Here is a 12,238-nt window from a genome sequence, read left to right as displayed (position 1 = left end):
GCGGTGACGGCTGTCGAGGGCTGGGAGGACGTCCCGGCGGAGGTGCGCAGGCGGCACGTCGAGCTGTCGCAGGAGATCACCGACCACCGGGCCCGGTACTACGAGCAGGACGCGCCGGTCGTCAGTGACGCCGAGTTCGACGCGCTGATGCGGGAGCTGGAGGCGATCGAGGCCGAGCACCCGGCCCTGGTCACCCCGGACTCGCCGAGCCAGAAGGTCGGCGGGGCCGCCGCCGGGCTGTTCGCCGAGGTGGAGCACCGCGAGCGGCTGCTCAGCCTGGACAACGCGATGGACGACGAGGAGCTGGCCGCCTGGGCCGAGCGGGTCGCCACCGAGCTGCACGGCATCGACTACCACTACCTGTGCGAGCTCAAGGTGGACGGCCTGGCCGTCAACCTCACCTACGAGAACGGCCAGTTGGTGCAGGCGGCGACGCGCGGCGACGGCCGGGTCGGCGAGGACATCACCGCCAACGTCCGCACCATCAAGGAGATCCCGCACCAGCTCAAGGGCGAGAACATCCCGGAGCTGGTGGAGATCCGCGGCGAGGTCTACTTCCCGACCGAGGCCTTCGACGCGCTCAACGCGTCCTTCGCGGAGGAGAACGAGCGCCGCCGGCAGGAGAACGAGGAGCGCGCCAAGGAGGGCAAGCGGCCCCGGGCGATGATCCGGCTGTTCATGAACCCCCGCAACGCCGCCGCCGGTTCGCTGCGCCAGAAGGACCCGCACGTCACCGCCTCCCGCCCGCTGCACATGGTGGTGCACGGCATCGGCGCCCGGGTGGGCTTCGACATCGACAACCAGTCGCACGCGTACCGGTTGCTGCACGACTGGGGCCTGCCGACGGCCCGGCACAACAAGGCGGTGGGGACGCTCGCCGAGGTGCGGGCCTTCATCAAGCACTTCGGCGAGCAGCGGCACTCGGTCGAGCACGAGATCGACGGCGTCGTGGTGAAGGTGGACGAGATCGCCCTGCAGGGCCGGCTCGGCGCCACCTCCAAGTCCCCGCGCTGGGCGATCGCGTGGAAGTACCCGCCGGAGGAGGTCACCGGCAGGCTCGCCGAGATCAAGGTCGGCGTCGGCCGCACCGGCCGGGCCACTCCGTACGCGGTGCTGGCCGAGCCGGTGAAGGTGGCCGGCTCGATGGTGCAGTACGCGACGCTGCACAACCAGGAGATCGTCAAGGCCAAGGACGTGCTGCTCGGCGACACCATCGTGCTGCGCAAGGCCGGCGACGTCATCCCGGAGATCCTCGGCCCGGTGTACGACCTGCGGGACGGCACCGAGCAGGCCTTCGTGATGCCCTCGCACTGCCCGGAGTGCGGCACCGAGCTGCGGCCGATGTCCGAGGGGGACATCGACCTGCGCTGCCCGAACGCCCAGTTCTGCCCGGCCCAGATCCGGGAGCGGATCGCCTTCCTCGGCGGCCGGTCCTGCCTGGACATCGAGGGGCTCGGCTATGTCGCGGCCACCGCGCTGACCCAGCCGCTGGAGCCGGCCGAGGCGCCGGTCAGGAACGAGGGCGACATCTTCGGGCTGTCCGAGGAGCAGCTCCTGCCGATCAAGGTGCTGGTGCGCGACCAGAAGACGGGCATGCCGAAGCTGGACGACGTCACCGGCGAGGAGAAGGAGGTGTTCTTCTTCGCGACCACCACGGGCGCGGCGAAGAAGACCACCGGGCTGCTGCTGGAGAACCTCGACAAGGCCAGGGACCGGCCGCTCTGGCGCTACCTCAACGGGCTGTCCATCCGGCACGTCGGCCCGGTCGCGGCGCAGGTGCTGGCCCGGGAGTTCCGCGACCTGGACCGGATCTTCGCGGCCACCGAGGAGGAGCTGGCCGCCGCGGAGGGGGTCGGTCCGACCATCGCCCGCTCGATCAGGGAGTGGTACCAGGTCGACTGGCACCGGGAGATCCTGGAGAAGTGGCGCGCCGCCGGTGTCCGCTTCACCGAGGAGTTCGCCGACGAGGAGGGGGCGGAGCGCCCGTTGGAGGGCCTGACCGTGGTGGTGACCGGCACCCTGGCCGGCCACACCCGAGACGGCGCCAAGGAGGCGCTGACCACGCGCGGAGCGAAGGTGACCGGTTCGGTTTCGAAGAAGACCGATTTCGTGGTCGCCGGTGACAACCCAGGGTCCAAGTACGACAAGGCCGTTCAGCTCGGCCTGCCGGTCCTGGACGACGCGGGGTTCGCCGTGCTGCTCGCCGACGGGCCGGCCGCCGCCCGCGCCCACCTGGGACTTCCGGAGCCGGAGGAGGCCGTGGGGGTGGAGAAGAAGCCCGTCGAGGACTGATCCCGAGCCGACCCGAGCGGTCCGTGACCGGATCGGTGTTGTTATCGTCCTGATGCAGCGTCACCGGGTGCCACACAGTGAAAGCGGGCATTGTGTCACTGTGTGACACCCGAGCGCGGTGGCGCGTTTCCGGTTGTCCGAAAGTCTGCCCACCGGGTGGAGCCCGGCATACCCTGGAGCGCAACAGAGTGTCAGCAGGGGTGGGGGCACCGGCTGGGCCGGTGCTCCTCGGGGTCGCTCCATGCCCGGCAGCTGTCGGTACCGGCACGGTGCCTCACCGTAAGGCGGCCTGACGGGGCGGGCCCGACGGAGGACAGGGCTTATGGATCGTACGACCGGCGGTGCGCCCACACGCCCGCCGCAGGGGGTGGCGGGTGCGGTCCTGCTGCTCGGCGTACTGCTGGCCGGAGCCGCGCCGCTCATCCCGCTGGCCGTCCTGGTCTACCGGTACGAACCCGAGTTGCTGCCGCTGTTCGCCGTGCCCCTGGCGGTGCTGGTGGCGGCCTGGCGGATCGCCCGGGACCGCGCCCGGGACCAGCTGAGCGACCCGCTGACGGATCTGCCCAACCGTCAGGCCCTGCTGCTGGCCGCCCAGGAGGCGATCGCGGAGTGTGAGCAGGGCTACAGCGTCGGTCTCATCCTGCTCGACCTCGATCGCTTCCGATCACTCAACGACACACTCGGTCATACGGCCGGTGACCGGCTGCTGGTTCACATCTCCCGCCGGCTGCACCGGGCCCTGCGCTCCGGCGGCCCGGCCGGCAGTGCCACCCGGGAGTCCATCGACGACGTCTTCGCCGGCCTGCCCCGGCACTACCGCCGCGGCCGCCCGATGGTGGCCCGGATGGGCGGCGACGAGTTCGCCGTCCTGCTGCCCGGCATCAACTGCCCGGACAGCCTGGAGCGGGTCGCCAAGGCGCTGATCGCCGAACTGGCCGCCCCGATCCGGCTGGACGGGCTGCTGCTCGTCCTGGAGGCCAGCGCCGGCGTCTGCGTCTACCCGCAGCACGCCCAGGACGCCGAGGCGCTGCTGCGCCGGGCCGACGTCGCGATGGGCCACGCCCAGCGCGGGTGCAGCGGCGTCGCCCAGTACGACGAGACCCAGGACGCCGACACTCCGTACCGGATCGGACTGCTGGGGGACCTGCGCCGGGCGCTGGAGACCGGCGAGGTGCAGCTGCACTACCAGCCGAAGGTGGCCTTCGACGGCCGGGTGGTCGGCCTGGAGGCGCTGCTGCGCTGGGAGCGGCCCGGCCAGGGGAAGGTCTCGCCGGACGAGTTCGTCGGGCTCGCCGAGTCCAGCGGACTGATGCCCCGGCTCACCGACTACGTGCTGGAGGCCGCCGTCGGCCAGCTCGCGTACTGGCGCGACCAGGGCCTCCAGGTGCAGGTCGCGGTCAACGTCTCGCCGCGCGACGTGCTCAACCCCGGCTTCGCCCAGCGGGTGGCCGGCCACCTCGTGCGCCACCAGGTGCCGGCCCACGCGCTCCAGCTGGAGATCACCGAGCGGCTGCTGCTGGACGACTCCCGGCGGGCCGCCGACACCCTGGCCGAGCTGCGCGGCTACGGCGTCGGGATGTCCCTGGACGACTTCGGCACCGGGCACTCCTCGCTGGTGCGGCTGCGCAGCCTGCCGGTCGGCGAGCTGAAGATCGACCGCTCCTTCGTCTCCCGGATGGTCGCCGACGACCACGACGCGGCGGTGGTCCGGTGCTCGGTGGAGCTCGCCCACTCGCTGGGCCTGACGGTGGTCGCCGAGGGCGTCGAGGACGACGAGACCTGGGAGCGGCTGCACTGCATGGGCGTGGACGCCGTCCAGGGCTGGCTGGTGTCGGCCGCGCTGCCGGCCGAGCAGGCCACCGCCTGGTTGCGGGTGCACCGCACCGGCGCCCCGCCGGTGGAGCGACTCGGCGTGCCGCCCCAGCTGCACGCCGGCTTCCGGCCGGGCCAGGGCGCCAAGCCGGTCGCCCAGCCGGCCGGGCCGCCGGTGCTGCCGCCGACGCTCCCGCCCGTCCGGCCGCCGGTCGCCCCGCCCCCGCTGCCGCCGGTGGCGCAGATGGTGCAGGCCGCGCACCGGGAGGTCGAGCAGCAGGGGTGCGCCGCCGCCCGCACCCAGCCGCAGCAGCGCCCGCCGGACGCCGCCGTCCGGCGGTGACGGCGGCCGGCGGGTGAACCGGTGGAGGCGGTGGACGAACGGGTGGAGCGACCGGTGGACGGCCCGGTGGGCGACCGGTGACGGGCGCCTCGGCTCACTCGTTGGCCGGGGTGGGGGACGGGCCCCATAGGATGGGGTCCAAAGACCACGAGGACGGAGCGCCGAACCCGGCTGCTCCTGCCCGGGCCCGGCGCCGCCCGCAAGGCACCGCCGGGTCTCACCAGAACTCACCCTGAGGATCGCTGCATGCCTGGCATCACGCGCGAGGAGGTCGCCCACCTCGCCCGGCTGTCGCGTCTTGAGCTGAAGCCCGAAGAGCTGGACCACTTCGCCGAGCAGCTCGACGTGATCATCGGCGCGGTCGCCCGCGTTTCCGAGGTCGCCGGACAGGACGTCCCGCCGACCTCCCACCCGCTGCCGCTGACCAACGTCATGCGTGCGGACGAGGTACGGCCGTCGCTCACCCCGGAGCAGGCGCTGTCCGGCGCCCCCGCCGCCGAGGAGCAGCGTTTCCGTGTGCCGCAGATCCTCGGGGAGGACTGACCGAGATGACCGAGCTGATTCGTTTCACCGCCGCCGAGACCGCGAGCGCCATCGCCAAGGGCGAGGTGTCCGCCGTCGAGGTCGCGCAGGCCCACCTGGACCGCATCGACGCCGTCGACCAGAAGGTCAACGCCTTCCTGCACGTCGACACCGAGGGCGCGCTGGCCGCGGCCAGGGCCGTCGACGAGAAGCGCGCCAAGGGCGAGGAGCTGGGCCCGCTGGCCGGCGTCCCGCTCGCGCTCAAGGACGTCTTCACCACCAAGGGCATCCCGACCACCTGTGGCTCGAAGATGCTCGAGGGCTGGATCCCGCCGTACGACGCCACGCTGACGAGCCGTCTCAAGGACGCCGACGTCGTCATCCTCGGCAAGACCAACATGGACGAGTTCGCGATGGGCTCCTCCACCGAGAACTCCGCGTACGGCGTGACCGGCAACCCGTGGGACCTCTCCCGCATCCCCGGCGGCTCCGGCGGCGGTTCGGCCGCCGCGCTGGCCGCCTTCGAGGCCCCGCTGGCGATCGGCACCGACACCGGCGGCTCGATCCGCCAGCCCGGCGCCGTCACCGGCACCGTCGGCGTCAAGCCGACCTACGGCTCGGTGTCCCGCTACGGCCTGGTGGCGTTCTCCAGCAGCCTGGACCAGGGCGGCCCGTGCGCCCGCACCGTGCTGGACGCGGCCCTGCTGCACGAGGCCATCGCCGGGCACGACCCGCTGGACTCCACCTCGATCGACGCGCCCGTCCCGGCCGTGGTCGAGGCCGCGAAGATGCGCGACATCCGCGGCATGCGGATCGGCGTCGTCAAGGAGTTCGCCGGCGAGGGCTACCAGGCCGGCGTGATGCAGCGCTTCAACGAGTCGGTGGAGCTGCTGCGCGAGCTGGGCGCCGAGGTCGTCGAGGTCTCCTGCCCGTCGTTCACCCTGGCGCTGCCGGCGTACTACCTGATCGCGCCGAGCGAGTGCTCCTCCAACCTGGCCCGCTTCGACGCGATGCGCTACGGCCTGCGGGTCGGCGACGACGGCAGCCGCTCGGCCGAGGAGGTCACCTCCCTGACCCGCGAGGCCGGCTTCGGCCCCGAGGTCAAGCGCCGCATCATCCTGGGCACCTACGCGCTGTCCTCGGGCTACTACGACGCCTACTACGGCTCGGCCCAGAAGGTCCGCACGCTCATCTCGCGCGACTTCGACGCCGCCTTCGCGGGCGTGGACGTCCTGGTCTCGCCGACCACGCCGACCACCGCCTTCCCGATCGGCGAGCGCGCCGACGACCCGATGGCGATGTACCTGGCCGACCTGTGCACGATTCCGTCGAACCTCGCGGGCAACGCGGCCATGTCGCTGCCGGTCGGCCTGGCGCCGGAGGACAATCTCCCGGTCGGCCTGCAGATCATCGCACCCGCGATGGCGGACGACCGCCTGTACCGCGTGGGCGGTGCCGTCGAGGCCGCGCTCAACGACAAGTGGGGGCACACCCTGCTGGAGGAGGCACCGGCACTGTGAGCAAGATCGAGAAGGCCAAGGCCCAGTCCACGTCGCTCAAGGGCTTCAAGCACAGCAAGCCCGGCCTGTGGCTGTCCATCGGCACCAGCGCGTTCGGCGCGATCTCCGTCGTCAAGGACGTCCGCAGGGCCCGCGAGGAGAGCGACACCCTCAAGCTGGTCAACGCCCTGGTCGGCGCGGCCGCGCTGGTCACCGGCACGGCCCTGCTGGTGCGCGAGCTGCGCCGGCTGGGCTCCGACGACGTGCTGCTGGGCTGAGCCGAGCTGAGCGCCCCGGCCCGGCCCCGCGCGATGCGGCGGCCGGGCCCGTACCTCCCAAGCTTCAAGTGAGAAGGGACGCTGTGAGCGTCATGAACCTGGTCTCCTACGAGGACGCTCTCGCGTCGTACGACCCGGTGATGGGCCTTGAGGTCCACGTCGAGCTAGGTACCAAGACCAAGATGTTCTGCGGTTGCTCGACCGAGCTGGGTGCCGAGCCGAACAGCCAGACCTGCCCGACCTGCCTGGGCCTGCCGGGTTCGCTGCCGGTGGTCAACGCGGTCGGCGTGGAGTCGGCCGTCAAGATCGGCCTGGCGCTGAACTGCGAGATCGCCGAGTGGTGCCGGTTCGCGCGGAAGAACTACTTCTACCCGGACATGCCCAAGAACTTCCAGACCTCGCAGTACGACGAGCCGATCGCCTTCAACGGCTACCTCGACGTGCAGCTGGAGGACGGCTCGACCTTCCGGGTGGAGATCGAGCGTGCCCACATGGAGGAGGACACCGGCAAGTCCAGCCACGTCGGCGGGGCCACCGGCCGCATCCACGGCGCCACCCACTCCCTGCTCGACTACAACCGGGCCGGCATCCCGCTGATCGAGATCGTCACCAAGCCGATCGTCGGCGCCGGTGAGCGCGCCCCCGAGGTCGCCAAGGCGTACGTCGCCGAGCTGCGCGAGGTCATCCGCTCGCTCGACGTCTCCGAGGCCCGGATGGACAAGGGCCAGATGCGCTGCGACGTCAACCTGTCGCTGCGCCCGAACGGCACCGAGACCTTCGGCACCCGCTCGGAGACCAAGAACGTCAACTCGCTGCGCAGCGTGGAGCGGGCCGCCCGGTTCGAGATCCAGCGGCACGCCACGGTGCTGACCGACGGCGGCACCATCATCCAGGAGACCCGCCACTTCCACGAGGACAACGGCAGCACCACCTCGGGCCGGATCAAGGACAACGCCGAGGACTACCGCTACTTCCCCGAGCCGGACCTGGTGCCGGTGGCCCCCGCCCGCGAGTGGGTCGAGGAGCTGCGCGCCGCCCTGCCCGAGCTGCCGCGGGTGCGTCGCGCCCGGCTGCAGGCCGAGTGGGGCCTGTCCGACAAGGACATGCAGTCGGTGCTCAACGCCGGTGCGGTGGGCCCGATCCAGGAGACCATCGCGGCCGGTGCCCCGGCCGACCAGGCCCGCAAGTGGTGGATGGGCGAGCTGGCCCGCCGCGCCAACGAGACCGGCACCGAGCTGAGCGAGCAGCCGATCACCCCGGTGCAGGTCGCCCGGGTCGCCGCGCTGGTCGCCGAGGGCAAGCTGAACGACAAGCTGGCCCGCCAGGTCATCGAGGGCGTGCTGGCCGGCGAGGGCGAGCCGGACGAGATCGTCGAGAAGCGCGGCCTGGCCGTGGTCTCGGACGACTCCGCGCTGGGCGCCGCCGTCGACCAGGCCATCGCCGAGAACGAGGCGATCGCCGCCAAGATCCGCGACGGCAAGGTCCAGGCCGTGGGCGCGCTGGTCGGCGCGGTCATGAAGGCCACCCGCGGCCAGGCCGACGCAGCCCGGGTGAAGGATCTGATCCTGGAGCGGCTTGCCGTGGAAGGACAGTGAGCACAGTCTGGAGAAGCTCGGCGTCTCCGCCTGAGTGCCACCCGGCCTGTCAAGCCTGTCTTCCTAAGGCATCTAAGGCATCTAAGGCCCTCTAAGTAAGGCCTAAGGCCCCGCCTCACCTATGTATCTAGGTGAGGCGGGGCCTTAAACCTTTCTTGGCGACCGATCTAAGGCAGCTGGGCCCCGGAAGATGCGGCAGGCTCCCGATGCGGCACCCCCCACTGGCGGAGGAAGCTCTTACCTGTCAGCAAGACGGAGTGAGAACCCGAGGGGGAACCGGAAATGATCGAGTACCAGACCTTCCAGCAACAGGCCCACGAGCTCGTGGCCCGCGCCGAGCACGAGCGCCTGGTGCGCGAGGCCAAGGAGGCCCGCCGACTGCGGCAGCGCCCGGTGGCCGCCCGCTTCCAGCGGCGCCCCGTGCGTCGGCCCGAATGCTGACGGTTCGGCACCACGACGGTGCCGAAGGAGCTCCGGAGGGGGAGACGCCGCGAACGGGCGTCTCCCCCTCCGGGCGTTCGGGCTCGGAACCCCGTTCGCCTCGGGAGATAACCCCTCGGCCGGGCCCCACCGGCTATGGCATGCTCGCCTCCATGCAGCAGACATCGGTCAGCCCCGTCTTCGTCGGCCGCGGCAGCGAGATCACCGAGCTGACCGACGCGCTGCGCCGCGCGGGCACCGGCAGTCCGCAGGCCGTCCTGGTCGGCGGCGAGGCGGGGGTCGGCAAGACCAGGCTGCTGGAGGAGTTCCTGGAGCGGGCCGCGGCCCAGGGGGCGGTCACCACGCTCGGCAGCTGTCTGGAGGTCGGCGCCGAGGGCCTGCCGTACGCGCCGCTGGCTGCCGCGCTGCGACGGCTGCACCGCTCGCTCGGCCCCGAACTGGAGGCCGCCGCGGCCGGCAGCGAGAGCCATCTCGCCCTGCTGCTGTCCGAGTTCGGCGAGGTGGACGGCGAACCCAACGACGAGTACAGCCGGGCCCGGCTGTTCGAGCACACCGCGAGGCTGTTCGAGCGGCTCGGCGCGGAGCGTACCCTCGTCCTCGCCGTCGAGGACCTCCACTGGTCCGACCGCTCCACCCGCGAGCTGCTCGCCTTCCTGGTGCGCACCCTGCACCGCTCCCGGGTGCTGCTGGTCGCCACGTACCGCACCGACGACCTGCACCGCCGGCACCCGCTGCGCCCCTTCCTGGCCGAGCTCGAACGGCTGCGCACCGTCCAGCGGCTGGAGCTGGCGCGGTTCGGCCGGCGCGAGGTGGCCGCCCAGCTGGCCGGCATCCTCGGCACCGCCGCCCCCGACCGCCAGCTGGTGGACCGCATCCACCGCCGCTCGGAGGGGAACCCGTTCTTCGTCGAGGAGCTGGCCACCGCCTTCGAGGACGGCTTCGGCGCCGGGCTGACCGACTCGCTGCGGGACATCCTGCTGGTGCGGGTCGAGGGCCTGGACGAGGAGGCCCAGCGGGTGGTGCGGATCGCCGCCGAGGGCGGCTCGCACGTCGAACACGCCCTGCTGGCCGCCGTCCTGGACGACGAGGAGGCGCTGATCGAGGCGCTGCGGGTGGCCGTCGGCGCCAACATCCTGCGCCCGGACAGCGAGGGCGAGGGCTACCGGTTCCGGCACGCGCTGGTCCGCGAGGCCGTCTCGGACGACCTGCTGCCCGGCGAACGGCACCGGATCAACCGCAAGTTCGCGCTCGCGGTGGAGGCCCAGCCGCAGCTGGTCCCCGGCGACGCGCTGGCCGCCCGGCTGGCCAACTACTGGTACCACGCGCACGATCCGGCCCGCGCCCTGCCGACCGCCCTGGACGCCGCCCGCGCGGCCCGCCGCCGCAACGCCTTCGCCGAGCAACTCGGCATGCTGGAACGGGCCCTGGAACTGTGGGACCTGGTCTCCGAGGAGGTGCTGGCGCACACCCTGCGCCCGTACGACTGGGCCGAGACCTACCCGCCCGGCTCCCGGGACCACGACGCCGCGGACGAGGACTGCGACCGGATCCAGCTGGAGGACGTGCTGGCCGAGGCGGTGGTCGCGGCCCGGCGCAGCGGCGACCGCGAGCGCGGCCTGAGCCTGGCCAAGCGCGGCATCCGGCTGGTCGACGAGGTGGAGCACCCGGTGCGGGCGGCCTGGTTCCGGATCAACCGGGCCCGGATGCTGGGCAGCCTGCGCCGCTCCGGGGACGAGGAGGAGATCGCCCACGCCCACCGGCTGGTGGAGCACCTGCCGCCGTCCGCCGTGCAGGCCGAGGTGTTCGCGCTCAGCGCCAACTCCGCCATGCTCAAGACCCCGGGGCCCGAGCACGTCGAGCTGGCCGAGCGGGCGATCCGGATCGCCCAGGAGGTCGGCGCCCACTCGGTCGAGGTGCACGCCCGGATGACCCTCGGCGGCCTGCGCTACGACGTGCAGGGCGACGCCGAGGGCGGGCTGACCGAACTCGCCGGCGCGGTCGAGCGGGCCCGCCTGCTGGGCGTGCCCGACCTCCTGCTGCGCGGCATCAACAACCTGGCCAGCATGCAGCGCGGGCTGGGCCGGCCCGAGGCGGCCGTCCGGCTGGCCAGGGAGGGGCTGGAGTTCGCGGACGGCAACGGCCTGCTGCGCAACATCGGCGCCATCCTGACCGGCAACCTGGTCGAGGCGCTGACCGACCTCGGACGGGTGCGGGAGGCCGCCGAGGTGCTGGCCGGCTACGAGTCGACCAGCCTGACCGGCACCCACGCCGAGTTCCTGGACCGGATGCGCGGTGACCTCGCCGTGCTGGCCGGGGACCTCGCGACCGCGGCGGCCATGCTGGCGCAGGCCCGGGCGGCCAACCGGATCGGCCAGGTCCAGCACAGCGTGCCGATCAGCCGGCTGGCGATCCGGATCGCGGCGCTCGGCGGGCGGCCGCTGGAGGCCAGGGACGAACTGCTCGCCGCGCTCGCGGAGGAGGGCAGGACCGGCAACGAGTCCGACGTGTACCCGCTGCTGGCCGAGGCGGCCGCGGTGGAGGCGGACAGCCGGGGCCTGCCGCAGGCCGAGGCGGGTCGGCCCGGGGCGCTGGCCGTGATCGCCGAGGCCGCCGCCGAGCTACGGCCCAGGGCGCCGCTGCACCACGGCTGGGCCCGGCTGCTGGAGGCCGAACTGGCCCGGGCCGAGGGCACCGACACCCCGCGGGAGTGGGCCGCCGCGGTCGAGGCGCTGCGGCCGACCGGCCTGCCGTACCCGCTGGCGCTCGCCCTGCTGCGGGCCGGCGAGGCCGAGGTGCAGGCCGGCCGGCGCGAGGCCGGTGCCGAACTGCTGCGCGAGGCGGCCGAACTGGCGGCCGTCCGGGACGACCGGCCGCTCGGCGGGCAGATCGCCGCGCTGGCCGAGCGGGCCGGGCTGAGCCTCGCCCCGGCCGAGCGGGCGGCCGCGGTGCCGGCCCAGGCCGCCGGGGACTCCTTCAACCTCACCCCCCGTGAGCGGGACGTGCTGCGGCTGCTGGCCCGCGGCTGGACCAACCGGCAGATCGCCGAGGAGCTGTACATCTCTCCGAAGACCGCGAGCGTGCACGTCTCCAACATCCTCGGCAAGCTCGCGGTCGGCGGCCGGGGCGAGGCGGCGGCGCTGGCGCACCGGCTGCGGCTGTTCCCGGACGACCTGGCCTCCTCCGGCCGTTGAACGGGGCGCCGGCACGGGCCCGGACCGGCTTAGGCCGGTCCGGGCCCGCCGTTCGTCCACCCTGGCACCGGTGTTCGGGCGCCTCCCCGTGCTCCCGTGCGCGCCGCGTGAGCCCCCGTCCGCGCGCCGCCGCCAACCGGGCCGATCCGTAGGAATCGGGGGCATTTCCCCACCCTTTCGCCATTACTCTAAGTTGAGTGTGTGTCATTGAGTGACGGAATTGGTGTAGGGTCCATTTTGGGAGCATCGGTACGGTGTGGCGTCC

8 protein-coding genes are annotated in these 12,238 nt (G+C 72.8%); all 8 read left to right on the top strand.

Features of this window, described 5'->3' with window-relative positions; all coding sequences use genetic code 11:
* Positions 1-3: 3 nt before the first annotated feature.
* The 8 genes from ligA to ACGF13_RS12740 all read left to right on the top strand — a co-directional run bounded on the left by ligA (position 4) and on the right by ACGF13_RS12740 (position 11,973).
* Positions 4-2,292: an NAD-dependent DNA ligase LigA gene (ligA, locus tag ACGF13_RS12775; protein WP_392872853.1), complete on the top strand. Its 2,289-nt coding sequence runs from the start codon at positions 4-6 to the stop codon at positions 2,290-2,292.
* A gap of 322 nt (positions 2,293-2,614) precedes the next feature.
* On the top strand, positions 2,615-4,447 hold the full coding sequence (locus ACGF13_RS12770; RefSeq protein WP_392872850.1) for a putative bifunctional diguanylate cyclase/phosphodiesterase: 1,833 nt from the start codon (positions 2,615-2,617) through the stop codon (positions 4,445-4,447).
* 246 nt (positions 4,448-4,693) lie between these two features.
* Complete coding sequence (gene gatC, locus ACGF13_RS12765) at positions 4,694-4,990, top strand: Asp-tRNA(Asn)/Glu-tRNA(Gln) amidotransferase subunit GatC (RefSeq protein ID WP_030057414.1); 297 nt, start codon at positions 4,694-4,696, stop codon at positions 4,988-4,990.
* A 5-nt stretch (positions 4,991-4,995) separates the two neighbouring features.
* Positions 4,996-6,489 (top strand): Asp-tRNA(Asn)/Glu-tRNA(Gln) amidotransferase subunit GatA, encoded by a 1,494-nt coding sequence (gatA, locus tag ACGF13_RS12760; RefSeq protein ID WP_392872847.1) that lies wholly within the window; start codon positions 4,996-4,998, stop codon positions 6,487-6,489.
* Positions 6,486-6,746, top strand: coding sequence for a hypothetical protein (locus ACGF13_RS12755; protein WP_392872845.1), 261 nt, complete (start codon positions 6,486-6,488; stop codon positions 6,744-6,746). The genes gatA and ACGF13_RS12755 overlap by 4 nt, the downstream gene beginning before the upstream one ends.
* Positions 6,747-6,829: 83 nt before the next feature.
* Positions 6,830-8,341, top strand: a complete 1,512-nt coding sequence (gene gatB / locus ACGF13_RS12750; RefSeq protein WP_392872842.1) for an Asp-tRNA(Asn)/Glu-tRNA(Gln) amidotransferase subunit GatB — start codon at positions 6,830-6,832, stop codon at positions 8,339-8,341.
* A 282-nt stretch (positions 8,342-8,623) separates the two neighbouring features.
* The gene (locus ACGF13_RS12745; protein ID WP_158077676.1) at positions 8,624-8,782 is read left to right on the top strand and encodes a hypothetical protein; all 159 of its coding nucleotides are present in this window, start codon (positions 8,624-8,626) and stop codon (positions 8,780-8,782) included.
* A 152-nt stretch (positions 8,783-8,934) separates the two neighbouring features.
* Positions 8,935-11,973, top strand: a complete 3,039-nt coding sequence (locus tag ACGF13_RS12740) for an AAA family ATPase (RefSeq protein WP_392872839.1) — start codon at positions 8,935-8,937, stop codon at positions 11,971-11,973.
* Positions 11,974-12,238 lie beyond the last annotated feature (265 nt).

It is taken from the genome of Kitasatospora sp. NPDC048286 (assembly GCF_043201735.1).
Classification (GTDB): Bacteria; Actinomycetota; Actinomycetes; order Streptomycetales; family Streptomycetaceae; genus Kitasatospora.
The sequence above is the reverse complement of the archived record's forward strand: the minus strand, read 5'-3'. Positions and strand labels throughout refer to the sequence as shown.